The 24,144-nt window shown below is 68.7% G+C and carries 23 protein-coding genes; 10 read left to right on the forward strand and 13 right to left on the reverse strand.

What is annotated here, in order from left to right:
* A partial coding sequence (locus VD972_RS30530; protein ID WP_324992299.1) for a glycosyltransferase family protein occupies nucleotides 1-615 on the reverse strand: 615 nt, incomplete at its 3' end.
* Nucleotides 616-674: 59 nt separating this feature from the next.
* On the opposite strand from VD972_RS30530, the gene VD972_RS30535 reads away from it, so the two are divergent.
* Nucleotides 675-986: a hypothetical protein gene (locus VD972_RS30535; RefSeq protein ID WP_324992300.1), complete on the forward strand. Its 312-nt coding sequence runs from the start codon at nucleotides 675-677 to the stop codon at nucleotides 984-986.
* A 150-nt stretch (nucleotides 987-1,136) separates the two neighbouring features.
* Nucleotides 1,137-2,030, forward strand: coding sequence for a LysR family transcriptional regulator (locus tag VD972_RS30540; protein ID WP_324992301.1), 894 nt, complete (start codon nucleotides 1,137-1,139; stop codon nucleotides 2,028-2,030).
* Between the two features lie 24 nt (nucleotides 2,031-2,054).
* Here VD972_RS30540 and VD972_RS30545 read toward each other — a convergent pair whose 3' ends face one another.
* The 6 genes from VD972_RS30545 to VD972_RS30570 all read right to left on the reverse strand — a co-directional run bounded on the left by VD972_RS30545 (nucleotide 2,055) and on the right by VD972_RS30570 (nucleotide 8,287).
* Nucleotides 2,055-3,116, reverse strand: a complete 1,062-nt coding sequence (locus VD972_RS30545) for an isoaspartyl peptidase/L-asparaginase (RefSeq protein WP_324992302.1) — start codon at nucleotides 3,114-3,116, stop codon at nucleotides 2,055-2,057.
* Nucleotides 3,117-3,304: 188 nt separating this feature from the next.
* Complete coding sequence (locus VD972_RS30550; protein ID WP_324992303.1) at nucleotides 3,305-4,351, reverse strand: YARHG domain-containing protein; 1,047 nt, start codon at nucleotides 4,349-4,351, stop codon at nucleotides 3,305-3,307.
* 16 nt (nucleotides 4,352-4,367) lie between these two features.
* Nucleotides 4,368-5,684: a 16S rRNA (cytosine(967)-C(5))-methyltransferase RsmB gene (rsmB, locus tag VD972_RS30555; protein WP_324992304.1), complete on the reverse strand. Its 1,317-nt coding sequence runs from the start codon at nucleotides 5,682-5,684 to the stop codon at nucleotides 4,368-4,370.
* Nucleotides 5,681-6,613, reverse strand: coding sequence for a type II 3-dehydroquinate dehydratase (locus VD972_RS30560; RefSeq protein WP_324992305.1), 933 nt, complete (start codon nucleotides 6,611-6,613; stop codon nucleotides 5,681-5,683). The genes rsmB and VD972_RS30560 overlap by 4 nt, the downstream gene beginning before the upstream one ends.
* A gap of 32 nt (nucleotides 6,614-6,645) precedes the next feature.
* Complete coding sequence (gene fmt / locus VD972_RS30565) at nucleotides 6,646-7,599, reverse strand: methionyl-tRNA formyltransferase (protein WP_324992306.1); 954 nt, start codon at nucleotides 7,597-7,599, stop codon at nucleotides 6,646-6,648.
* Nucleotides 7,600-7,684: 85 nt separating this feature from the next.
* Nucleotides 7,685-8,287 (reverse strand): signal protein, encoded by a 603-nt coding sequence (locus tag VD972_RS30570; protein ID WP_324992307.1) that lies wholly within the window; start codon nucleotides 8,285-8,287, stop codon nucleotides 7,685-7,687.
* Between the two features lie 108 nt (nucleotides 8,288-8,395).
* On the opposite strand from VD972_RS30570, the gene VD972_RS30575 reads away from it, so the two are divergent.
* Complete coding sequence (locus VD972_RS30575; RefSeq protein WP_324992308.1) at nucleotides 8,396-9,988, forward strand: HEAT repeat domain-containing protein; 1,593 nt, start codon at nucleotides 8,396-8,398, stop codon at nucleotides 9,986-9,988.
* Between the two features lie 28 nt (nucleotides 9,989-10,016).
* On the opposite strand, the gene VD972_RS30580 is transcribed toward VD972_RS30575, so the two are convergent.
* Nucleotides 10,017-10,490, reverse strand: coding sequence for a TfoX/Sxy family protein (locus VD972_RS30580; RefSeq protein ID WP_324992309.1), 474 nt, complete (start codon nucleotides 10,488-10,490; stop codon nucleotides 10,017-10,019).
* Nucleotides 10,491-10,617: 127 nt separating this feature from the next.
* Between VD972_RS30580 and VD972_RS30585 the strand changes: the two genes are divergently transcribed.
* The 3 genes from VD972_RS30585 to VD972_RS30595 all read left to right on the forward strand — a co-directional run bounded on the left by VD972_RS30585 (nucleotide 10,618) and on the right by VD972_RS30595 (nucleotide 15,903).
* Nucleotides 10,618-11,334: a hypothetical protein gene (locus VD972_RS30585; protein ID WP_324992310.1), complete on the forward strand. Its 717-nt coding sequence runs from the start codon at nucleotides 10,618-10,620 to the stop codon at nucleotides 11,332-11,334.
* A 156-nt stretch (nucleotides 11,335-11,490) separates the two neighbouring features.
* Nucleotides 11,491-11,841, forward strand: a complete 351-nt coding sequence (locus VD972_RS30590) for a hypothetical protein (protein WP_324992311.1) — start codon at nucleotides 11,491-11,493, stop codon at nucleotides 11,839-11,841.
* A 96-nt stretch (nucleotides 11,842-11,937) separates the two neighbouring features.
* The gene (locus VD972_RS30595; protein ID WP_324992312.1) at nucleotides 11,938-15,903 is read left to right on the forward strand and encodes a serine/threonine-protein kinase PknK; all 3,966 of its coding nucleotides are present in this window, start codon (nucleotides 11,938-11,940) and stop codon (nucleotides 15,901-15,903) included.
* A gap of 72 nt (nucleotides 15,904-15,975) precedes the next feature.
* On the opposite strand, the gene VD972_RS30600 is transcribed toward VD972_RS30595, so the two are convergent.
* Together VD972_RS30600 and adh are read right to left on the reverse strand one after the other, a co-directional pair.
* Nucleotides 15,976-16,365 (reverse strand): DUF779 domain-containing protein, encoded by a 390-nt coding sequence (locus VD972_RS30600; protein ID WP_324992313.1) that lies wholly within the window; start codon nucleotides 16,363-16,365, stop codon nucleotides 15,976-15,978.
* Nucleotides 16,366-16,386: 21 nt separating this feature from the next.
* Entirely contained in the window at nucleotides 16,387-17,913 is a 1,527-nt protein-coding gene (adh, locus tag VD972_RS30605; RefSeq protein ID WP_324992314.1) for an aldehyde dehydrogenase, read from the reverse strand.
* A gap of 143 nt (nucleotides 17,914-18,056) precedes the next feature.
* Between adh and VD972_RS30610 the strand changes: the two genes are divergently transcribed.
* The gene (locus VD972_RS30610) at nucleotides 18,057-18,839 is read left to right on the forward strand and encodes a L,D-transpeptidase family protein (RefSeq protein WP_324992315.1); all 783 of its coding nucleotides are present in this window, start codon (nucleotides 18,057-18,059) and stop codon (nucleotides 18,837-18,839) included.
* On the opposite strand, the gene VD972_RS30615 is transcribed toward VD972_RS30610, so the two are convergent.
* The 3 genes from VD972_RS30615 to VD972_RS30625 all read right to left on the reverse strand — a co-directional run bounded on the left by VD972_RS30615 (nucleotide 18,763) and on the right by VD972_RS30625 (nucleotide 22,369).
* Nucleotides 18,763-20,079: a sensor histidine kinase gene (locus tag VD972_RS30615; protein WP_324992316.1), complete on the reverse strand. Its 1,317-nt coding sequence runs from the start codon at nucleotides 20,077-20,079 to the stop codon at nucleotides 18,763-18,765. The two genes, VD972_RS30610 and VD972_RS30615, sit on opposite strands and share 77 nt — an antisense overlap.
* A gap of 178 nt (nucleotides 20,080-20,257) precedes the next feature.
* Entirely contained in the window at nucleotides 20,258-20,785 is a 528-nt protein-coding gene (locus VD972_RS30620; RefSeq protein ID WP_324992317.1) for a YkgJ family cysteine cluster protein, read from the reverse strand.
* A 147-nt stretch (nucleotides 20,786-20,932) separates the two neighbouring features.
* On the reverse strand, nucleotides 20,933-22,369 hold the full coding sequence (locus VD972_RS30625) for an LETM1 domain-containing protein (protein WP_324992318.1): 1,437 nt from the start codon (nucleotides 22,367-22,369) through the stop codon (nucleotides 20,933-20,935).
* 186 nt (nucleotides 22,370-22,555) lie between these two features.
* On the opposite strand from VD972_RS30625, the gene VD972_RS30630 reads away from it, so the two are divergent.
* From VD972_RS30630 to VD972_RS30640, 3 genes are all read left to right on the forward strand, one after another.
* On the forward strand, nucleotides 22,556-22,780 hold the full coding sequence (locus tag VD972_RS30630) for an amphi-Trp domain-containing protein (protein ID WP_324992319.1): 225 nt from the start codon (nucleotides 22,556-22,558) through the stop codon (nucleotides 22,778-22,780).
* Nucleotides 22,765-23,307 (forward strand): nucleoside deaminase, encoded by a 543-nt coding sequence (locus tag VD972_RS30635; protein ID WP_324992320.1) that lies wholly within the window; start codon nucleotides 22,765-22,767, stop codon nucleotides 23,305-23,307. Before VD972_RS30630 ends, VD972_RS30635 begins: the two co-directional genes overlap by 16 nt.
* A 53-nt stretch (nucleotides 23,308-23,360) precedes the next feature.
* On the forward strand, nucleotides 23,361-24,144 hold a 784-nt coding region (locus VD972_RS30640; RefSeq protein ID WP_324992321.1), incomplete at its 3' end, for a serine/threonine-protein kinase.

A 24,144-nucleotide genomic window follows, 5' to 3' on the forward strand; every position in this document is an offset into this window, starting at 1 on the left:
CGTCTGGTACACCAGCAGGTGCTCGCCCGGCTCGGACTTCGCCTCGAGGATCTCCGGCCGGAGGATGGAGGGCGCCAGCGTGGTGCGCTCCTTGCGCACCGGCGGGTAGAAGAACGTGGTGACGAGGTAGTGGAACGCGCCTGGCAGCTTGGCCTTGACGAGGGTCCGCGTGGCCTCGTAGGCATCCTCCCAGCCCGCCAGCAGCTCCGGCTCGTGCTTGCAGCGGTTGATGATCTGCATGTTGTCCACGCTGATCACCGGCAGCCGGTGCACCTTACCGAACATGTAGCTGAAGGACTCGAAGTCGCTCACCACCACGTCCGGCTGGAACTTCTCCGCCAGCTCGAAGTACTGGCGGACGTTCTGCGGCCAGCCCGCCACCGCGCCCTGCAGGTTCTGCAAGAGCGTCTGCCACTTGCTCACCGAGTTGCCTTCATAGGCCAGGGTGTAGCCCCAGATGCCGTGCACGTTCTGGAAGCGCTTCTCCAGGTAGTCCCGTGCGCGCCCGGAGACGACGATGTGAACCTCGTGCTCCTTCGTGAGCTCCTCGAGCAGCACCCGCGAGCGCGTCGCGTGTCCCATGCCCTCGCCAACGACACCGTAGAGGATTCGCATGGCTCCACAGCATACGCAGGTTATGGCGCTCGCGCCCGGGCGGTGATAGCTCCAAGGCCATGAGCGCGACCCCGGACAGCTCCCCCCCACCGCCCCGCTCCTCGCTCGGCCGCGCCGCCTTCGTCGGGCTCGCCGCAGGCATGGTGTTCGGCGGAGCATGGCTGCTGGTGCTGGGCCTGCGCGGCCTCTTCGCCCCGGCCGACTGCGGGCCCATCAGCCCGAACGAGTGCGAGCTGATCACCAGCGCCGCTGCCCATGTCGGCCGTGTGCAGGCCATGTGCGGAGCCGCCCTCATCGCGCTCGCGCCAGCCCTCTACGTCCTGCTTCGCCCCTACCTCGCTCCTCGGCCCACGGAACCCAGGCCCTCCTGAGCACCTGGCGAGGAGTCTCTCCCTTCCCTTCGTGGCTGAGCGCCCACCGGCCCTCCTGCCTGGCAACAAGCCGCATTCGTGGCGCGGAGGCGTAAGAAAAGCTAATTAATTCTGGCCTAATGCTTCAGCTCCAGTGTAGGAGGCGCTCTTATGCAGCTAGAATCCCTCAAGATGTTCTGTGACGTGGTGGAGACGGGCTCCTTCTCTCGCGCCGCGCAGCTCAACCATGTGACGCAGTCGGCGGTGAGCCAGCAGATCCGCGCGCTGGAGAACCGGTACGAGCAGAAGCTCCTGTCGCGCAGCGCTCGCCAGGTGACTCCCACGCCAGCAGGCGAGCGCCTGTTCCGCGGGTGCAAGGAGATCCTCGCCCGCTTCGCCGAGGTGGAGGCGGAGATCCGCGAGCAGGCCAGCGAGGTGCAGGGCACCAGCACGGTGTCCACCATCTACTCCGTGGGCCTGCACGAGCTGCAGAACGTGCAGAAGCAGCTCCTGAAGACGCATCCCAAGGTGAACATGCGCTTGAACTACCGGCGCAATGATCAGGTGTATGACGACGTCATCCTCGGGGCGGCGGAGATCGGCATTGTCGCCTACCCGCAGCCGCGCGCGGGCGTGGACATCCTCCCGTTCCGCGACGACAAGCTGGGGGTGGTATGTGCGCCCAACCACGCGTTCGCCAGCAAGGCGAAGGTGAGCCTCACGGCGCTGTCCGGAGTGCCCTTCATCGCCTTCGATCGCGAGGCCCCCACGCGCAAGGCGCTGGACCGGCTGTTCCGCGAGAAGAACCTGGACCTCAACCCCGTGATGGAGATGGACAACGTCGAGACCATCAAGCGCGCGGTGGAGATGGGGCTGGGGGTGGCCATCCTCCCGCTGTCCACCTGCCAGGCCGAGGTGCAGAACGGCACGGTGGTGGTGAAGCCGTTTGCCGAGGGGCCCGTCTCCCGGCCCATCGGCCTGCTCATCCGCAAGGGGAAGTATCTGGATCGCGCCTCCGCGGCGGTGCTCGAGGCCTTCAAGCTGGCGGCAGCGGTCGAGGAGTAGCCGCCGCCCGGACCCAGGAGCCGCTCACTCCTGGAAGATGGCCACGTGGGGCGTGCCGTCCTCGCCCATGGAGCCGCGGTACATGCCGGTGGAGTTGAAGGGGGTGGCGATGTTGCCGAGCGCGTCCATGGCGATGACGCCGCCCTCGCCCCCCGCCTTCACCAGCACATCCATCACCAGCGAGCTCGCGGACTCCTGCAGCGGCAGGTCCAGGTACTCCAGGCGGGCGCAGATGTCGCGCGCCACGGTGTAGCGGATGAAGTACTCGCCATGCCCCGTGGCCGAGACGGCACAGCGCGCGTTCGCGTAGGTGCCCGCGCCGATGATGGGCGAGTCCCCGACGCGGCCGTAGCGCTTGTTCATCATTCCGCCCGTAGAGGTGCCCGCCGCCAGGTTCCCCGCCTGATCCAGCGCCACCGCCCCCACGGTGCCGAGCTTCTCCTCGCCCGTGGCCGCGCCCTGGGAGGCCTTCTCCTTCTCCAGCGCCTTCTGGAGCTGCTCCCAGCGCTCCTCGGTGTGGAAGTACTCTGCGGGCACCAGCTCGACGCCCTGCTCCTTGGCGAAGGCCTCCGCGCCCTCTCCTACCATCATCACGTGCGAGGACTTCTCCATCACCTTGCGCGCCAGATCGATGGGGTTCTTCACGTGGTGTAGCCCTGCGACGGCGCCCGCCGCGAGCGTCCGGCCGTCCATGATGGAGGCGTCCAGCTCGTTCTGCCCGGTGTGGTTGAAGACAGCGCCCTTGCCGGCATTGAAGAGGGGCGAGTCCTCCAGGATGCGGATGGCGGCGCTCACGGCATCCAGGCTGGTGCCGCCTCGAGCGAGGAGGGCGTGGCCGGCCTGGAGGGCCTCGGTGAGCTTCGCGCGGTACGCGGCCTCCTTCTCGGGGGTGAGCGCCTCGCGGCGGATAGCGCCTGCCCCGCCGTGGATGACAATGCCCCACTGGAGCTTGCGCTTGGGAGGCGGCTCTGAGGCCAGCAGCGCCTCTTCCTTCGCGGCGGACTGAGCGGAGACGCAGCCGGACAACGCCGCCAGGACCGCGAGCACGGGGAGGAGCGTGCGACGAGAGGGGAGAACGAAGAGCATGCGCGGGGTTATCTCACCGCGCTCGAACCGTGGCAGCCGAAATCCCGACGCTGGGTTCACCCTCGCACTGCTTCGCCTTCGCAAAGCCGGCGCGCGCTGGGGCGCCCCACGGCACCCCGCACCTCTCGAGGTGGCACCGGCATCCTGTCTCTGCTCTCTGCCACCCACCCGGGGCGGCTGCGGCCTTATCAGGCCGCGTCCGTTGCTGGGTCGATCAGCCAGTCTTCGTCCTTGAGCGGCCCGCCGAACTCGTCCTCCACCGACCGGATGAGGGCGATGTTGCGCTTGTCGTTCTCCGTCAGGCGCGCGTCGGTGTAGTTCGGGTCCTGGCGGTACCAGCTCATGGCCTTGAAGTGCGCCTGGAGGATCTTCGACTTGAAGGGCCGACCGCGTCGCGCGTAGAGGGTGTTGCGCAGCAGCCGCAGGTCCCTCAGCGAGAGCTGGCGCAGCTCCTGGACGGAGATGACTCGATCCAGAGAGGCCTGAGCGCCCTTCTCCAGCTTCCCGGTGTCGCTGGCGAAGCTCCCCAGCGAGCGGCTGATGAGGCCCAGATCAATGCGGTCCTCGGCCGACAGCTTGTCCTCGCTGAACTTCGGGTCCGGCCGGTACCACTTCTCCTCCCGGAAGAAGCAGTCACGCGAGTGCGTCCCCTCGCAGTTCGCCCCGGTGCAGCCCTCTTTCTCGTCCAGCGGATCCTGAGGCTCGGCGCACGAGCGCACCGTGCGGCCGTCCTTCAGCTTCCACTCGTAGACGTCGTTCCACACCTTCCCCGCCCGCGCGAAGATCGTGTCCTCCATGCGCCGCAGCTCACGCTCGGTGAAGGACTGCTCGCGCACGCCGATGAAGTGCACGTTCTTCCGGTCCGCGTCCGACAGCAGCTTGTAGGTGAACTTCGGGTTCGGCTTGAACCAGGGCTGCTTCTGGAAGTGATCGCGCAGCCACGGCTTCCGGAAGCCGGCCCAGCCATAGCGGGCGAAGATGGTGTTGCGCAGGATGGCCAGCTCGCGCAGCGACTTGCCCTCCAGCAGCTCTCCCTCGCAGTTGACACGTGGAGGGATCAGCTCCTCGATGATCTCGCAGGGCATCACCTTGGCCGAGTACCCGGGGATCTGGTCCGCGGGAGCCGGGACATAGGCGCCCTCCTTCGGTTTCTTCCCCTGCGCCGCCGCGGGCAGCGCCACCAGCGCCACCAGGAGCAGCGCAGCACGCCCGAGCGGGCTTCTCCTCGAGTCCATCCGTGGGCCTCCCTCTTCAGTACAGCTTACGCAGGCGGGCCGCGAAGAAACCATCCCAGCCCTCGGGTCCCGGCAGGGTGCGCAGCCACGCCTGACTCTGCGGCAGCTTCACCCCCTGCAGCACCGGAGGCTCCGCCGTCCACTCCGGGTGACTCCGCAGGAACATGTCCACCTGGTCCTGCCCCTCCTGAGGCTCCGTGGTGCACACCGCGTACACCAGCAGCCCTCCGGGCGGCACCCCCTCCTGGCAGTTCTCCAGGACGCGGCGCTGGAGCGAGGCCAGCCGGCCGATGTCCTCCTCCTTGCGCCGGTAGCGCAGCTCCGGGTGGCGCCTCAGCGTCCCCAGTCCGGAGCATGGCGCGTCCACCAGCACGGCGTGGAACTCGCCAAGCTCCGCCGGCAGCGGCTGCGTCGCGTCATGCGCCACCGCATGCAGCCGCCCCTGGAGCCCCAGCCGCTTCGCCTCGGACTCGATCTTCGGCAGCTTGTTGGCGTGAAGGTCCGCGGCCACCACCTCGTGCGCCTCCGCCAGGTGACACGCCTTGCCGCCCGGGGCCGCGCACGCATCCAGCACCCGCGCTGTCTCCGGGAAAGCCGCGTACACGCCCACCAGCTGCGCCGCCTCGTCCTGTACCTGCCAGAGCCCCTCGGAGTAGCCGTACACGTCCTCCAGGCGCCCCAGCGAGGGCAGGATGATCCCCACCGGAGACACGGTGGTGGGCTGCACCTCCAGCCCCACCTCGCGGAGCTGGGCCAGCAGCGAGTCGCGAGTCACCTTCGTGGTGTTCACGCGCACCACGATCGGCGGCGTCTGGTTGTCCGCTACGAGCATCGCCTCGGCGCGCTCGCGACCGAAGTGGCGGATCCACCGCTCCACCAGCCACCGGGGATGGCTCTCGCGGATGGAGAGGTACTCGGCGACGTCACCCTCCTGCGGCAGCGGAGGACCCGGCAGCTCCGCCAGCTTGCGGAGGATGGCGTTGACGAAGCCCGCCGCACGGGCGATCCCCAGATCCTTGAGGGCCTGCACTGTCTCCGCCACGGCCGCGCGCGCGGGCACGCGGGTGTGGAAGAGCTGATAGGCCCCCACCCTCAAGGCCGCGAGCACCCGATCCTCCATCGAGTCCAGCTTCCGGTCCGCGAAGCGGGCGATGGCGTAGTCCAGCGCGAGCTGCCGCCGGGTCGCGCCATACGCCAGCTCCGTGACGAGCGCCGCGTCTCGCGGATCCTTCAGCGGGGACTCCGACAGCATCGTGTCGAGCACGACGTTCAGGTACGCGTCGGTGGCCCGTACACGGGCGAGCACCTGGATGGCGAGGGCGCGCGCGCTCATTCTTCGAGCTGGGTCATCATGTCCACGAGCTGCTCATCCGAGAGGCGGCTCGCAGGCATGGTGGAGAGGGTGAGGGTCTGCAGGTTGTCCTCGAGCATGTCCCGGTAGCCACTCTCCGCGGGCGCCCCCCGCTGCACCTCCAGCCACTGCGTGCGGGCCCAGCTCGCCAGCGCTCCCGCCGTCAGCTTCCCAGAGAGCCGTTCGGCGATCTTCTGCCGCACCAGCGCGCGACTGAGCAGGTCCGCCGCGGGTGTCCCCTTCGAGCCACGTCCGATCGACTTCCCTGGCTCGGCCTTCGCAGGGGGCTCCGCCTGCGCCTTGCGTCCCAGCGTCTTTGCGGGCCCACCGGCCTCCGCCGTGCGTGCCAGCGCCTTCGCGGGTGCGGGCGCCTGCGCTTCCGCCTTGCGGCCGATCGTCTTGGCAGGGGCCTCCACGTCGGGCTTGGAGGCCTCCACCTTGCGGCCGATCGTCTTCGCCTTCCCAGGCGCCGCGGCCTTTCCGCGCTTGAGGTCGGCGGAGAGATCTCCCTGGGCGAAGCGATCGATCGCCTGGAGGTAGCTGTCGAAGCCCTTGCCGCTGAGCTGCGCCGCGCAGGCCGCCTTCAGCACGGACTGCTTCGCGCGCGCGCTGTCCAGGTGCACCTCGATCGCGGGCACACCCACTGCCTCCAGCGCATCCTTCAGCGCATACGAGCCGAACAGTCCCGAGGGGTTCACCACCACGCCGTGGATGCTTCGCCGCTCTGCGTGGAGCGTGTCGATGAGCACGCCCTCGTGGTTGGACTGGACGATCTTCAGCTCGATGTCGTGGCCGGCGGCTCGGGAGCGCAGCGCGCTGTTGAGGTCCTCGAACCGTCTGCCCGCAGTGCCCTCCCGCTCTCCGAGAAGGTTCAGGTTCGGCCCGTGCAGCACCAGGAGTCTCTTGCCCATCCGCGTGTCTCCTCTCGTGGCTCCAACAGCTCTCAGCTCTTGCTCTCCACCGGCGCCGCGAACGGCTGGCTTCCCAGTGCCAGCTTGTGGCCGGAGAGAAACTCGCCGGCGCTCATCACCCGCTTGCCCTCGGGCTGAACCTCCAGGAGGACGAGCGAGCCTTCCCCGCACGCCACCTCGAGCCCGCTCGGGCCCGCGGCCAGGATCGTGCCGGGAGCCCCGCTCCCCGTGCCCACCTTCGTCCGGTGCACCTTGAAGCGGGCGCCGTTCAGCCCTGTGAAGGCGCCCGGCCAGGGCGTGAAGGCGCGCACCTGGAGCTCCAGCTCCACCGCCGGCCGGTTGAAGTCGAGCAGCCCGTCCTCCTTCCGGATGATGGGCGCGAGCACCATGCCCTCGGTGGGCTGCGGCACGGGCTTCAGCTCCCCGCGCAGGTACGCCGGGAGCGACTCACGAAGGAGCTCCCCTCCGAGCCGGGAGAGCTTCTCGTGGAGAGCGGCGCTCGTGTCGTCCGGGGCGATAGGCAGGCGCTTCATGGCGATGACCGGCCCGGTATCCAGCCCCTCGTCCATGCGCATGAGGGCCACACCCGTCTCCGTGTCCCCATGAGCAATGGCCCACTGAATGGGGGCGGCGCCGCGGAAGCGGGGCAGCAGCGAGGCGTGCACGTTGACGCAGCCGTGGGCAGGCACCTCCAGCAAGTCCTTCGGGAGGATCTTCCCGTAGGCCGTCACCACGCACACGTCGGGCGCCAGCTTGCGCAGCTCCTCGGAGAACGGCGGGGTGCGCAGCTTCGCGGGCTGGAGCACCATCACGCCGCGCTCGAGCGCCAGCGCCTTCACCGGGGGAATGGCCAGGGCGTTGCCGCGCCCCTTGGGCTTGTCCGGCTGGGTGACGACCGCCACCACGTCGCCGACGTCGAAACAGGCCTGGAGCGACGCCACGGCGAACTCGGGCGTGCCCATGAAGACGATGCGGGGTCGGCTCATCGGGAGCTCTTCCTACGCAAGCCCCCGCTCTCGCGGGGAGAGCATGGGGATGAAGGTGTCGGGTGAAGGACCTTCCGCTCGCGCCTCAACGCGGGGGAGGCAGGGGGTGGCTGCCGCTGACAGGCCTGTCTACGGCCTCGCGCTTGCGCAAGTGCAGCTCCTCCAGTGTCTTGAGCGCGGCGCGGGCCTCCTCGGAGGCCGCCAGCGGCTGGAAGACCGCCAGGGCGTGGGCGAGCGCCTGGGCCTCGTCCGCCTCGCGCGCGCGGATGCGCTCCACCGCGTGGCTGAAGCGATCGAAGAACTTCTTCAGCTCGTCGTACTTGCGCAGCGGCCGCAGCCGCGGGTAGTGCCCCGCCGCGAGCGCCTCCACATAGAGGTTCATCACGTACACGGGGCCCGCCACGCGGTGGGTGAAGACCAGGCCGAAGAGGCCGAGCGCCACCGCCGTGCCCACCACCGCCAGCACGGTGAGCCAGAGGATCGTCATCCCGGCGAACCCCTCGGAGCCCGAGCCCGCTTCGAGCGCCGCGGTGTGGGCCCACCAGGCCAGCGCACCGAAGAGGCCGATGCTGCCCGCTCCGATGGAGCCCAGCATGAAGATGTACTTGAGCTGGAACTCCCGATCGATGAGGTACGTGCGGCGCTTCCAGGAGCGCTTCTGCGAATCCAGGACAGTGTCCGAGGCCATGTCGTTGACCAGCCTACCTCAACCAACCCGGGGGGTTTGACCCGTTCTTTCAAGGAGCGCTACGACTGCACATACCACCCACCCCGCAGCCACCTCCCAGGAGGCCCCATGCTCCGTTCCTTCGCCGCGCTGAGCCTAGCGCTCGCTCTCGCCGTCCTCTCGGGGTGCAAGGGTGACCCCAAGACACCTGAGTACTGGGAGAAGCAGCTCAGCAGCGCGAAGAAGAAGGACGGCCGGGTGCAGGTGCTGGAGACGCTGCGTACCTCCGGGAACCTGCAAGAGAGCTTCCTGCCCATGCTGCATGGCAAGCTGGCCTCGGAGAAGCGGCCGGAGGTGAAGGCTGCCCTGGCGCGTACCATTGGCGACCTCAAGAGCCCCTCCTCCCTCGAGGCGCTGCAGGCCGCGCTGGACCCGGGCGCCACGGACTCCGACACCGCCCTGGCGAACAAGGAGCTGGCGGCGGCGCTGGGCAAGCTGGGAGACCCGCGGGCAGCGCCGGCGCTGACGGAGCTGCTGCGCGCGAAGGACAGCTACACCCGCATCGAGGCCATCCAGGCGCTGGGCATCCTGCGCGCGCCCGGGGCGGTGGAGCCGCTGCTCAAGCTTGCCTCGAATGAGGACGCCGAGCCCTTCCTCAGCAAGAAGGCCATCGAGGCGCTGGGGCGCATTGGAGACCCCCGCGCGGTGCCCCTGCTGATGCGGATGCTGACCAAGGAGCGCAAGGGCATCTCCTTCTATGTGGAGAGCTCCTTCGCGCTCTACCAGGTGGGCACCCCCGCGGTGGATGCCGTGATCGCGGCGATGGAGAACCGGGATGCGGAGCTGGCGAAGTGGGCGAAGGACAACGGCGTCCACCCGGCCAGCTACGTGATGAAGGGTGCGCAGGTCCTCGGCGATCTGAGGGATCGCCGGGGGGAGGCGGTGCTGACCAAGCAGCTCTCCTTCACGAACGAGGAGCCTCGCATCCAGGCGCTGGTGAGGATGCAGGCGGCGGAGGCGTTGGGGAGGATCCGCGCGAAGGCGGCGGTGCGTCCGATCGCCGCGCTGGTGAGCGAGGAGGATCCCACGGTGCGGACCTCCTACGTGCGAGCGCTGGTGATGCTGGGCGGGCGCGACGCGGTGCCAGCGCTGCAGAAGGCCGCGGAGAAGGGGGACTGGTACGCTCGCGAGGCGGCGATGCGCGGCGTGGCACTGCTGGGAGAGGCGCAGGAGCTGCCCCTCTTGGCGAAGTGGGCCCAGGCCGAGCCCGCCGTCACCACCAAGGAGTGCCAGGAGTACGGTGGGGACGGCTGCGAGAATCCGGACGCGCTCGGGCTGAAGCGGGCGGAGGCCATCCTCCGTTACAGCAAGGTGCTGGAGGCGGTGAAGGCGTGCACCGTGGATGCGGGCTGCTGGGCGCAGAAGCTGGGGGACAAGGAGGTGCGCGTGGTGGAGCGTGCGGCGCTGGAGCTGGGGCGCTCGGGGAGCCCGCAGCATGCGGCGGCCATGGCCGAGCGGCTTGCTGAGAAGGACCTGGATGCGCGCTTCGCCCTCATCCAGGCGCTGGACTGGCTGGTGGGTGACTCGAAGGAGGCGGCGACGAAGGCCCGCGAGGCGCTGCCGAAGATCCAGGCCCAGCTCGCCGAGGAGAAGGGCAACTCCCACTTCATCAAGGTGAACGAGGACTTGCGCCGGCTTGTCTTCCGGCTCGAGAGGGCCTGACAGGCCCCCGCCTCCAGCCCGCTTGGCTCTACCTTGCTGAGCGGGCTCGCGAGGCCGAGGACTTCTTCTTTGCTGGGCTCGAGGTGGCTCGCTTCCTGGCCGTCCCGGCCTTGGCGGCTGCGGGCTTCTTCGCGGCCCGCGGCGCCGCTCTCTTCGCTCCCTTGGGCGGAAGGGTGGCGGCGTGTTCGAGGGAGCGCCGCAGCCATCCCTTCAGCTCCTTCGCGCTGTCGATGATGGCAGGAGGCAGGGACACGTACTCCTTCATCAGCCGCCCGGGGAACGGCGCGAAGATCTCCGCCCCCTTTTCACTCACCAGCTTCTGGCGATCCCCCTCGGCGAGGCGAACGATGAGATTCTCCTGGTGCAGGCCGGTGAACATGTTTCCGTTCACGAAGGCGCACGGGTAGCCGAACATCTTCCGACGCTCGACCCGTGCGTCCTCCGGCAGTGCCGACTGGAAGGCATTCACGAGCGCCTCGGGCGATTTCCTCCACTTCATCATGCTCCCCCCTTGTCGCGCCCGGGGTCAGCCTGTCCTCATGGCAGGGACTGGGCGCCTGAATCGCGGCCACTCTGCCACGTCATGGCCCCTGACTCCCAGAACAGGCGCTCTCTCGAAAGGAATTCACATGAAGGAGCAGGCAGACTCCAGCCATGTCTCTGGTGGATACCTCGTCGCCCGGCCCGTGGCGCGCGAAGGGACGTTTTGGGATGCCAGCCTCGTCCCGGCCACGCTCTGGACCGCCTCCGATTGCCTGGCCAGTGTGGCCCCTGACACCTGGGCCCTCGAATGGGTCCACATGGAGGAAGCGGAGCGCCTCACCGAGGCCGAAGACTTCGACCTCCCGCGCGACCGCGTGCCCGAGCTCATCTCGTGGGCGACATCCCGGTTCGACCAAGACTTCGGCTGGCCGAACGTCTTCCTGACGCTGGCGGCAGCGCGGGAGTTCTGCGCGCGCTTCGTCCCCGGAGACAGCGATGCGGCCATCCTAGGGCTGGCGCTGGCCCGCGAGGATGCCGATGACTTCCTCCAGCGCTGCACACCCGGCGAGCGGGAGGGTGCTCCCGGGGTGTACCAGTGCCTCATGAGGAGGCAGGAACCGGAGGCCGGAGGGCAACTGCTGGGTTCAGAGGTCCTGGGCTTTGATCACGGCTCCTTCCACTCATCCCTGTGCAACGCACTGGAGCGCGACTTCGCGGCGAAGTTCGGAGCTCGTCCCAACGCGCAGGGGCTCTATGACGATCACTCGCTGGCGAGGCAGTGCGCGGCCCACGTAGACCGTGGCGAGGTGGGAGCAGAGCCATGCGTCTGGCGGGCCTGGGCTCTGACCCGGTATGCCCGCTGAAGCCTCTGGAGCAGCTCGCTGAGACCGTGCTGCTCCAGGTGGAGCTCGGCGGAAAGCCTGGAGAGTGACCGCTCGCTCCCCCGCTCCCTCTCTCCTCCCGTCCGGGAATGAATGCCTAGGTTTCCCTCAAGGACGATTCGAGACTTGGGAGGAACGATGACAAGGCAAGGCTGGAAGGGTTTCGTACTCGCGGGTCTGCTGGGGCTGACCGGGCTCGCGGTGGGCTGTAGCGAGCGCAGCAAGGCCGATGTGCGCGAGGGAGCCCGTGAAGCGGGCGAGGAGATTGGCGAGGCCGCCAAGGAAGTGGAGAACGCCGGCAAGGAGGCCGCGGATGGCTTCCGCGACGGGTTTGGCGGCTCCGGAACGGACAAGAAGATCGGCGACGGCAAGATCGGCGACAAGGAGGGCGTCATCAACGACGGCGAGGGCCCCTTCGAGCAGAACGATCAGCGCGGCGAGGACAACCCCCTCCGGGATGGTGAGGGCCCGCTGGAGGAGAACCGCTAGCGACGTGGGCGGGCCCTCCATTCCGGCGGGCTCCCCTCTTCCAGTACACTCTGCTGCGACGAGCCCCCGGGATGGATTCCTGCTCCGTCGCCCTCCATGCCATACGCCCCCCCGACGCTCACCCTTCCTGCCTCCGGCACCCTGCTCGCAAGCCGCTTCCTCCTTCAACGCCTGGCAGGCCGCGGCGGCATGGGCTCCGTCTACAGGGCCTTGGACACCACGAACGGCCAGCCCGTGGCCGTGAAGCTGATCCAGGCGGCGGCAGACTCCGACTCGGCCCGGCGCTTCACGCGCGAAGCCCGGCTGCTCTCGGAGGTGCACCACCCCAGCGTCGTCTCCTACGTGGCCCATGGCTTCACCGAGCAGGGCCAGCCCTTCCTCGCCATGGAGTGGCTGGAGGGTGAGGATCTCGCGCAGCGGCTGGTCCGTCAGCCGTTGAGCCTCTCGGACACGCTGAACCTGATGCGCCGCATTGCCCAGGGGCTCGCCATCACCCACAGCCAGGGCATCGTCCACCGCGACATCAAGCCCTCCAACCTCTTCCTGCGCGGCGGGCGGATGGAGGACGCGGTGCTGCTGGACTTCGGGCTGGCGCGGCTGGTGGCCACCTCCCAGGCGCTGACGGGCAGTGCCGCCGTGCTCGGCACCCCGGGGTACATGGCGCCCGAGCAGGCCTCGAGCCAGCAGGAGATTGCCCCCAGCGCGGACATCTTCTCCCTGGGGTGCGTGCTGTACGAGTGCCTCACGGGCCAGGCCCCCTTCCGTGCCCCCCTGCTGACCGCGGTGCTGGCCAAGATCCTCTTCTCCGAGCCCGCACGGCTGGGCACGGTGCGGCCCGAGCTGCCCGCCGAGCTGCAGGCGCTGATGGACCGGATGCTGGCGAAGGACCCGGCGAAGCGAATCCCGGATGCCGCACACCTGCAGCACGCGCTGCATGAGCTGGGGACTCTCTCCGAGGTGCCTCCCCCAAGCCCCTCCAGGCCGCAGGCACCTCTCCACCTGACTCAAGCCGAGCAGCACCTGGTGAGCGTGCTGCTGGCCACCGCTCAGGTGAGCGCCGAGGAGACTCCCACGCTCGACCCCGAGGAGGTGAAGCAGGCCCGACGGCGGATGATCCCTCTGCTGCAAGAGCTTCGCACACACGGGGCGTGCGCCGAGATGCTGGTGGACGGCTCGCTGCTGGCGACCTTCCAGCTGGAGCGCGGCACCGCCACCGATCAAGCGGCCCTGGCTGCCCACTGCGCCCTGGCCGTCAAGGAGCGCTGGGACGAGAGCTTCGTGGTGCTCGCCACCGGACTGACCCTGCGCGGCGAGCCGCTGCCCGTTGGCGAGGTGATGGACCGGGCCGGCGAGTTCCTCCGGAAGGTGGCACGAGAGCCCACCGCCAGGAGCCAGGTGACGCTGGACGCGACCACCGCGGGGCTGCTGGGCCCTCGCTTCCAGCTCGACAAGTCCCCCACCTCCGGCACCTTCCTGCTGCACGGCGAGCACCTGAGCGTGGATGAGTCCCGCCCGCTCCTGGGCCGCCCCACCCCTTGTGTGGGCCGCGAGCAGGAGCTGGCCATGCTGGAGCTGGCCTTCACCGCCTGTGTGGAGGACACCTCCGCCCGGGCCCTGCTCGTCACCGCCCCGCCCGGCACCGGCAAGTCCCGCCTGCGCCACGAGTTCCTGCGCCGCCTGGAGCACCGGGACCAGCACATGCTCGTGCTGCTCGGGCGCGGCGACCCGATGAACGCGGGCTCCGCCTATGGCCTGGTGGGCGAGGCCGTGCGCCGGCTGTGCGGCATCCTGGATGGCGAGCCGCTGGAGGTCCGGCGCAGGAAGCTGGCCTGGCGCGTCAATCAGTCCCTGCCGCCGGAGCTGAGGAAGGACACCCTCGAGTTCCTCGGAGAGCTGTGCGGGGTGGCCTTCTCTCGCGAGGACAGCCCCAAGCTGCGCGCGGCCCGCGAGGATCCGCGGCTGATGACCGTCCAGGTGACGCGCGCCCTGGTCACCTTCCTCCAGGCCGAGCTCTCCAAGGCCCCAGTGCTGCTGGTGTTGGAGGATCTGCACTGGAGCGATGCGCCCAGCGTGAAGCTGGTGGACGAGCTGCTGCTCGAGCTGGCCGGGCGGCCGCTCCTGGTGCTGGCGCTGGCCCGTCCCGAGGTGAAGGAGCTCTTCCCAGAGCTCTGGGGGCCCCACCTGCAAGAGGTGCCCCTGCGGGGCCTGAGCCAGAGAGCCTGCACCCGGCTGATCCACGAGGTGCTGGGCCGCCAGGTGCCCGAGGCCACGGTGGCCCGCGTGGTGGAGCAGTCGGCAGGCAACGCCTTGTTCCTGGAAGAGCTCATCCGCAGCGAGGCAGAGGGGCACGGCCAGGAGACGCCGGGCACGGTGCTGGCCATGCTCCAGACCCGGCTCCAGCGCCTGGAGCCCCGGCCTCGGCGCGCGCTGCTGGCCGCCAGCATCTTTGGCCGCGCCTTCTGGAGCCGGGGCGTCCAGGCGCTGCTGAGGGACACGCTCTCCCTGGAGGAGCTGGAGCGCAACCTTCAACAGCTGACAGAGCTGGAGGTGGTGCAACGCCAGCCTGGGAGCCGCTTCCCGGGAGAGACCGAGTACCGCTTCCGCCATGCGCTGGTGCGGGACGCGGCCTACAGCCTGGTGCCTGGCGGTCTCAGGCCCATCGGGCACCGCGTGGCCGGGGAGTGGTTGGAGCGGACGGGAGAGCAGGATCCTTGGGTGTTGGCCGAGCACTACCAGCTGGGGCAGCAGCAGGAGCGGGCGGTGCACTTCTTCACCCGCGCCGGCGAGCGGCTCTTCGAGCGGCAGGACATGCCGGGTGCGGAGCGCTGCCTGGAGGCGGCCCTGGCCTGTGAGCCCGTGGGCCCGGCGCTGGCGGAGCTGCGCGTCCTGGAGGTGCTGATCGCCTTCTGGCGGGAGGACTTCGAGCGCCTGTTCCGCGTGGGAGAGAAGGTCCAGCCCGAGCTGGCCCTGGGCAGCGCGCCATGGGCCCGGGTGACGGGAGGGATGATCCTCATGGGCGCCCAGTGCGGCCGGCATGCGGACGTGGCCCGGCTGGGCATGCTCCTGCTGAGCACTCCCCCGGCTCCCGAGGCCAGGACAAGCTACATCGAGACGGCCACCTTCCTCACCGCCATGAACAGCTGGTGCGGGCTGCGGAGGGAGGCCCTCACCGTCCTGGAGAGCCTGGACGCGGTGGGGGTGGACATCCTGTCGCGGGACAACATCGCGCGGGGCTGGACGTACTGCGCGCGGGCCTATGTCCACCACTTCCTGGAGCCCCGCCCCTGGCAGGCCTGTCTCCAGGCAGAGGAGGCGGTCCGGGCGTTCCGGGAGGTGAACTCGGAGCGCAACCGGACGGCGCCCCAGGCCGTCTGGGGGCTGACGCTGGAGGCAGCCGGGGACATGCCCCGCGCCATCGAGGTGCTGCGCGACGCGGTGGAGACCTGCCAGCGGGCCGGCCAGACATACGCGACCGCGGCCACGCAGATGCAGCTGGTCCTGGTCCTGTCCAGCAGCCCCGAGCCCGCGCACCAGGAGGAGACGGGCCACCTGGCGCGCCACCTGCTGGAGACGACGAAGGGCAACCTGCTGCACCTGGGCGTGGCCCACCTCGCACTGGCGAAGGTGGCGGGAGCCCAGGGCTGGCACTCGGAGGCCGAGAGCCACGTCCGCCAGGCGTGTGAGCTCGTCGGCGTGCTCCTGCACTTCCAGCTCATCGCCCGCACGCTCCTGTCCGTGACGCTGCGGGCCCAAGGGCGTGTCGCGGAGGCGCGGGCAGAGGTGGAGTCGGGCGTGCAGCTGTTGGAGCGGATGGGAGGACTGGGAGACGGGGCGGTAGGGGCGTGGCTGGCGCTGGCCGAGGCCTGCTTCGCGCAAGGAGACACCAGCTCCGGCGAGCGGGCCCTGCGCCAGGCCTCACGCTGCATGAGCCTGCGCGCGGCGGACATGCCGGACGCGGCCACCCGCGAGCGCTTCCTGAGCCGGGTGCCCGAGAATGCTCGCACCCTGGAGCTGGCCCTCAAGCAGTGGGGGAAGGACTGGGAGCGCCACGCCGTGCCGTAGCCCGGCACCGGCAGAGGCGCTCCCGGGGGTGGTGCAGGGGTGAGGGACGGACCCCCACCCCTACCCCGTGCCTCAGTGCTGAGGCCCGCGCGGAGGAGGCCCTGCCTCCTGGAGCGCGCGGTACTCCGCGTCCTCGAAGACCCGCGAGCGGATGAGGAAGCGGACACCCTCGGGAGCCTCCGCCGAGAAGCCGCTCCCCCGCCCTGGCACCACGTCCACCGTCAGGTGGGTGTGCTGCCAGTACTCGAACTGCGGGCCGGAGATGTAGAAGGGCGTGTCCACGATCGTCCCCAGGAACACATCCTGCTGGCCGACCTTGAAGTCACCCCTCGGGAAGCACATTGGCGCGCTGCCGTCGCAGCAACCTCCCGACTGGTGGAACATCAACGGGCCATGGATTCCCTGCAGCTTGCGCAGCAGCGCCTCGGCCTGAGGCGTCACCGCCACTCGCGCCACGCTCATGGAGCCTCCCTCCGCCACGGCCTAGAAGAAGCCCATGGGCTTCGGGTCGTAGCTCACCAGCATGTTCTTCGTCTGCTGGTAGTGGTTGAGCATCAGCTTGTGGTTCTCGCGGCCGATGCCTGACTGCTTGTAGCCGCCGAACGCCGCGTGCGCCGGGTAGAGGTGGTAGCAGTTCACCCACACGCGGCCCGCCTGGATCGCCCGGCCCATGCGGTACGCCGTGTTCGTGTCCCGCGTCCACACGCCCGCCCCCAGGCCGTACAGCGTCTCGTTGGCGATGGAGAGCGCATCCTCCATGTCCTTGAACCTCGTCACCGACACCACCGGGCCGAAGATCTCCTCCTGGAAGACGCGCATCTTGTTGTGGCCCTCGAAGATGGTGGGCTCCACGTAGTAGCCCTCCGCCAACGCGCCCGACAGGCTCGCGCGGCCGCCACCCGTGAGGACCTTGGCGCCCTCCTTCTTGCCGATGTCGATGTACGAGAGGATCTTCTCCAGCTGATCGTTGGAGGCCTGCGCGCCGATCATCGTCTTCGGATCCAGCGGGTTGCCCTGGACGATCTTCTGGGTGCGCTCCACGGCCTTCGCCATGAAGGCGTCGTAGAACTTGTCCTGCACCAGCGCGCGAGACGGGCAGGTGCACACCTCACCCTGGTTGAGGGCAAACATCGCGAAGCCCTCGAGCACCTTCTCCGCGAAGTCGTCGCTCTTGTCGAACACGTCCGCGAAGAAGATGTTGGGCGACTTGCCGCCCAGCTCCAGCGTCACCGGGATGATGTTCTCCGACGCGTACTGCATGATGAGGCGACCGGTGGTCGTCTCACCGGTAAAGGCGATCTTGGCGATGCGCTTGTTGCTGGCCAGCGGCTTGCCCGCCTCGATGCCAAAGCCGTTCACCACGTTGAGGACACCGGGAGGAATCAGGTCCCCCACCAGCTTCATGAGCTCGAGGATGGTGGCTGGCGTCTGCTCGGCGGGCTTGAGCACCACGCAGTTGCCCGCGGCCAGCGCCGGCGCCAGCTTCCACGCCGCCATCAGCAGTGGGAAGTTCCAGGGGATGATCTGGCCTACGACGCCCAGCGGCTCGTGGAAGTGGTACGCGACGGTGTTCTCATCCAGCTCGCCCAGGCTGCCCTCCTGCGCGCGGATGACGCCCGCGAAATAGCGGAAGTGATCGATGGCCAGCGGCAGGTCCGCCGCCATCGTCTCGCGGATGGGCTTGCCGTTGTCCCACGTCTCGGCCACCGCCAGCTTCTCGAGGTTGGCCTGCATCCGGTCGGCGATCTTGTTGAGGATGTCCGCACGGCTGGTGACGGACGTCTTGCCCCACGAAGCCTTGGCCTTGTGGGCCGCGTCCAGGGCCTTCTCGATGTCCTCGTGGTTGGAGCGGGGAATCTCGCAGAACGCCTTGCCCGTCACCGGGGTGATGTTCTCGAAGTACTGGCCGCGCACGGGCGGGACGAACTCACCACCGATGTAGTTGCCGTAGCGGCTCTCGAACTGGATCTTGCTGCCGGGCTGACCGGGAGCCTCATAGATCTTCGACATCTCTGAACCTGCCTTTCGGGTTGTGGGGGGGAGGGAAGGTAGAGACCTGCACGGTAGGCCGTCGAACGCGGCCGCTGCAAACCCTCAGGAAACTGTTCACAACTGGAGGAACATCCCGCGCGCGGGCAGTGTCCCAGGCTCCCGTGAGAATCGCTCTGACTTGCCTGCTGCTGACCTGTGCGCTGACGGCCCATGCGAAGGATCGGGTTGCCGCTGCGCGTCAAAACAAAGCCCAGATCCTCTCCGAGCTCTTCGCGGCCGCGGGGGTGTCCTACCCGCCGGAGGAGCTGTACCTGCGCGCCTTCAAGCACGAGAAGGAGGTGGAGGTCTGGGCAGGAGCCCGGGGCAAGCCGCTGACGAAGGTGAAGACGTACCCGGTCTGCTACGCGTCCGGCGAGCTGGGGCCCAAGCGCCAGGAAGGGGACCTGCAAGTGCCCGAGGGCTTCTACACCATCGATCTGTTCAACCCCCGGAGCACCTACCACCTCTCCATCCGGGTGAGCTACCCGAACGAGTCTGATCGGATCCTCGGCAAGCGGCCCCTCGGCGGCGCGATCATGGTCCACGGCAACTGCGTGAGCATCGGCTGCATCGCCATCGAGGACGGCCCCATCGAGGAGCTGTACGTGCTGACGCTGGACTCGCGGGCAAAGATGGGCCGCAACGTGCCCATCCACATCTTCCCCCGCCGGTTGGACGCCGCCGGCCTGGCCGAGCTGGCGAAGCTGCCGCACGCCAACGAGCAGCTCCTCACCTTCTGGCGGGGCCTGGAGCCGGGCTGGCGGATCTTCGAGGAGACAAAGCGCCCCCCCCGGGTGTCCGTGGACCTCAAGACGGGGGCCTACCGCGTCAAGCCGGAGCGTCCCCTGTCTGCGACGCCTGGGCCACGGGCCGCACAGGCAGGACCCGCGGCAGGCGGAGGGTGAAGGTGGTGCCCTGGTCGGGCTGGCTCTCCACTTGGATTCGCCCGCCGTGGGCCGTGACGATGCCATGCACCACCGCGAGCCCCATGCCCGTGCCCTCGCCCAGGGGCTTGGTGGAGAAGAAGGGCTGAAAGAGCTTGTCCAGCACCTCGGGGGACATCCCCTGCCCGGTGTCCCGCACCACCATCACCACCTCCTCGCCCTCTTGCCGGGTGGAGATGGCGATCTTCCCGTGCTCCTTCATGGCCTGGGCCGCGTTGATGAGCAGGTTGATGACCACCTGGGCCATCTGCTGGGGCTTGCCCATCATCCGGGGCAAGGGGCCCAGCTCCAGCTCCACCTTGCACCGTGCCTCGATCCGGCCGTGGGTGATGCGCAAGGCGGCCTGGATCTCCTCGTTCAGGTCGTACTCGACCATGGGCTCGGGATCCCCTCGGGCGAAGCGGCGCAGGTCCGAGACGATGGTGGCGATCCGCTGGATGCCATCCAGGGTGGCCGGGAGCACCTCGGTGACATACTCGCCCAGCACCTCAGGCAGCTCCTTCTGGGCTCGCAGATCCCGGTAGAGGGCGTTCACGTTGCTCTTCACGTAGGAGAGCGGGTTGTTGATCTCGTGCGCGATGCCCGCGGCGAGCATGCCCAGGCTGGAGAGTCGATCCTGCTCACGGCCCCGCTGGTGGGCCTGCGCCAGCTCCTCGTGGGCGCGTGCGAGCTCCTGGTGCCGCTGCGCCAGCCGCTCCAGGACGATCTTCAACAAGGCCACTCGGGCGTTGGAGATGCCATAGACGAGCGCTGAGATGACGATGAAGACGAGCGGCACGAGCGGCGAACAGCCCTCCAGCACGGCGACGATCCCCGTCAGCAGGATCAGCCCGAAGACAACGTAGCGAAACCAGCGCGCGAGGTGGGTGTCAATCCAAAGGACGTTGAGCGGGAGGTAGAGCCAGACCGGGAGCTGCCAGTCAGAGAAATGGCCGAAGACGAAGTTGGCCAGCAGGTTGATGATCAGCCGGGCGGCATCCACGGTGCGCGCCCGCTCCGAGAAGAACTGCTTTGCAACGAGGACGTTGAAGCCCACCAACAGGACGAACACCCCCGTGAGGAGGATGATGTCCCTCCACCGGCCCCACACCGAGGCAACCAGCAACACATGGGTCACGGTGACAGCGAGGGTGACGAACCGATTCAAGCTCTCATAGACCCCTACCGCTGCAGGGTCCTGATCCAGCTCCAGCACGTTCATGGACATCCCCCCGGTGGGCCGCCCCAAGGATGAGGGGGTAGCATAGTGCCCCGCTACGGCTCGGCCCAGGCCGCATAGGTGCGACTGTCTACAGACAGAGAGTCAACTGCTCGCGGTGCCAATGATCGGGCTGGCAGCGACAAGCCTGCTCTGTACACGGCGGGCCTCGGCCCGAGGCTCACTCCTTCTCCTCGAGGTGGAGCTTCTTCAGCACCTCCTGGAGCTTCTCGGGCGGGAGGTTGGCCCGCTCCAGCGACTTCCGGAGCCCCTCGGCCTTCTTGTACACAGCCTGGTAACCACACTCGGGGAGGAACTCCGGGAGCGCGGCGTAGAGGAGGTTGCGCGGATAGTCCCGGCACATGCCCGGGCGGCTGTCGTACGAGTCGCACTGCTTCGTGACGGGATCGTAGTGCGTGCAGCGGAAGGCGAAGAGCTTCAGGCGGCGATCCTCGCCGATGAGCTCGAAGCCGTTGATGACGCGGTGCCAGGTGAGCGCCAGCCAGCGCAGCGACCGCAGGCGGAACACGGGCGTGCTCACCGGAATCATGGGGGACTCACAGCACTTGCCACAGCCGTTGCATGAACCTGTCAGGCGATAGCGTGGCTCCCCCTTGGCGCGGAGGATCAGGCGAGTGATGCCGAGATCGATCGTGTAGCGCAGCAGCGCGATCTTCTTGATGAGGCGTCGGAGGGGACCGTCCCTCATATGAACCTCTCCTGGCGCTGGCCCAGAGGGCGTTGAGGCGTGCGGGCGAGTAGACCACGAAGTCCGCGCCGTCCGCTGCGCCCAGGGACGGTGTTCAGGCACCTGCCTGGAGCTGGAGCTCGGACGCTCGCTGTCTCTGCCCTGGAGTCACCCGGCCTGACGCTTGGAGACCTCTCGTGCCTCGGAGTCCTCTGCTGCTGTCTCCCCCGCAGGGAGCCTGGCGAGGGGCGGAACTGCGGGCTCGTCCTGGAACGAGCTGGGCAGCAGACTGAAGGGCAGCACCTTGGACAGGGCGATCAGGAGCAGCACTCCCCCCGGCGCGGCGAAGATCGCCAACGCGGGGATGGCCTTGGCCACGTCGATGATCTGCGACTTCATCCGTCGGCGCTCATCCCGGGTCAGGCTCTGGCCTCGTGCCACCTTGGCCAGCAGCACCGCCAGATCCCCTGTCTCCCGCACCTCCTGCATCAACCTGCCGAGGTTCTTCTCCAGCGTCTCCTGGATCCGGCTGACGAAGTCCTCTCCCATGAGCCCCGCGGCGGCCGACACGGTGAACACATCCACCACGGAGCGGTGCCGAGCGTAGAACTCGGCCATCTCCAGCTCCAGCCGGTGCAGCTCGTCGTCCGGCACGCGCAGCGCGTTGGCCAGCTCCTGGATGAAGGCCCGCTCGCCCCGAGAGCGCTGGCCGTCCACCAGCGAGGCCAGCAGCGTCTGCTCCAGGATGAAGTGCTGCATGTCCTTGCTGCGCACCTCGGCCACCATGGTGCGGACCCCGAGCCGGTGCTCGAAGGACTTCTTCACCGCTGCCTTCAGGTCGGCCTGAATGGCAGAGGGCAGCGCCAGATCCTCCACCTGCCGGAGGATGGCCCGGCGCGTGGCGTAGCTCGGCTCGCGATCGGCGCAGGACAGCCCCGCCAGCACCTTCACCAGCAGCGCCTTCTGCCTGGCGGCGAAGTCGATGCGTCGCTGGGCGGCCGCGCGGTGGAACCGCTCGCGGGAGAAGTAGTCGATGGCCTGGCGGCCGAACATCTGCGCGTCGGCGTACAGCGCTCCGTTGTGGAGCACCAGCCCGTAGACGGGGTCTCCCGCCAGGGAGATGGCCCTCCGGGCGAGCGCTCCCTCGACCTTCCCCTGGAGCCGTCGGGTGGCCTTGCTGCCTTCCTGAAGCTTCGTATTCAGGGTCTCGGCCACGTCCAGCTCGCCCGTGAACACGGCGAACAGCAGCAGGAGCTGGTCTTCACTCGGCCGAGTCGAAGCCCCGGTGAGCAGCGCGATGTCCAGCGCCATCCGCGCCAGGGTGCGCACCACCGCGAGGAAGAGCTGCTCCTCGGGCGCTCGGGCCTTGCTGCCGGAGCCACCCGCGGGCGAGTCCCCCTCAAGGGGCGGCGTCCCCTCCATGGGGGTGCCATACAGCAGGCCCGAGGCACGCAGCGTCTGGCGCAAGTAGGCGCGCGCCTGGGCGCGGCCGGAGGCGTTCGCGTCGGACAGGCCGGAGGCTACCGCGGGAGCAGACACACTGCTGTGTGCCGCCACCGCCTCCTCGAGGATCGAGGAGAGCCACCCCGCCTTGCCGAGATCCATGACCGTGTCCTACCCATGACGCCAGACAGCCCGCGTGCCCCTGGGAATAACCTACCTGCCGCGCGGATGCCACCCACCTGCTCTCCGCAGTGCTCGCTACCAGGCTCAAGGGGGCGCCTCGAAGGAGGAGCTGTCGGCGAGCGATGTCCCCTGGACGCTGACAGCCCTCACGGGCCAGAATTTCCCATGCCCAGACGACCTGAACGAGACGTCGAGAAGGCCTACCCGCGGAAGGACTTCGTCGCCAAGCTGCGGCGCCTGGCGGACTCCATCGAGGCCGGAAAGGCCTTCAGCATCCAGGTCGCCGGTGAGCGGCTCCACATCCCGGCGGACGCGATCTTCAACATCGAGCACGAGCGCGAGGAGGGGGTCGACGAGCTCGAGTTCCAGCTGCGGTGGAAGCGGGACTGACCGAGGATCTGGCGGACATGACCGGCTCCCCGTCGAACCCGAGTGATCGGGCCTACCTCGAGCGCGCCGTCGAGCTCGCGCTCCAGTCCGAGCGCGAGGGCAACCTGCCTGTCGGAGCGCTCCTCGTGCTGGGCGGCACCGTCATCGCGGAGGGGGCGAGCTCGGTGCTGAGCCCCGTCTACGATCCGGGCGCGCATGCGGAGATGAGCGCTCTCAAGGTGACGGACAAGGCTCTGTGGCCGCGAGCGCGGGAGATGACCTGCTACTCCACGCTGGAGCCGTGCGTGATGTGCATGGGGGCCCTGCTGCTGCATGGAGTGGGCAGGGTCGTCTTCGGAGCGACCGACGTCCAAGGGGGAGCCGGAGGGCTGCTGCCCCACCTCCCACCGTACTACGCGGGCAAGGACGCCATCGAATGGGTCGGCCCGCTCCTGCCCGAGGTGTGTGATCCGCTGTACCGACGGACCGACGAGGCCTTCGCGAAGCTGCCCTGTGGCCGCGATGGGTTGAGTGCCAGGGGCACGTGAAACACCGTGCGTTGCTTCCAGGGGGCGTTGAGGGAAGAGTAGCTCCTGCCACCATGGAGCCCCCTTCTCCCACCCACGTTGGTCCCTACCGCCTGCTGCACCTGCTCGGCAAAGGCGGCACGGGGCAGGTCTTCGCCGCCGTCCACGAGGAGATGGGACAGCAGGTGGCCCTCAAGCTCCTGTCGCCCGACCCGACAGGGGATCCGCAGCGCTTCGCCCGCTTCCGCCAGGAGGCGCAGATCCTGGCCCAGCTCCAGCATCCGGGCGTCGTCCGTGTGTTCCATTACGACCGGCTGGGAGACACGGTCTTCCTGGCCATGGAGCTCCTCCGCGGCCTCTCCCTGCGCGAGTGGATCCAGCGCCAGCCCCCCGGCCCGGTGCCGCTCCAGAGCGCGTTGGCCCTCTGCGAGCAGATCGCAGCCATCATGGTGGACGTCCATGCCCAGGACATCGTCCACCGCGACCTGAAGCCGGAGAACGTCTTCCTCTGCCCGGACGAAGCCGCCGCGCTGGGCCACCACATCAAGCTGCTGGACTTCGGTATCGCCAAGCTGCGGCCTGATCCGGGCGAAGTACTCAACGTCACCCAGGTCCACACCCATGAATCGGCCGTCCTCGGCACGTACACCCACATGGCCCCGGAGCAGCTTGGGGGTGCCTCCACGGTGGATGGTCACGCAGACGTGTACTCGCTGGGCGTGCTGGCCTTCGAGCTGCTCGCGGGCCGTGCGCCCTTCCCCTACGAGCATCCCTACGACGTCATCACAGCACATCGGAGCGAGCTGCCACCGCCCCTGAAGCAGCTGGTGCCTGCACTCCCTGGAGCCCTCTCGGCGT

Origin of the sequence: Hyalangium sp., from assembly GCF_035629615.1 — a bacterium.
In the GTDB taxonomy this organism is placed as follows: Bacteria; Myxococcota; Myxococcia; order Myxococcales; family Myxococcaceae; genus Hyalangium.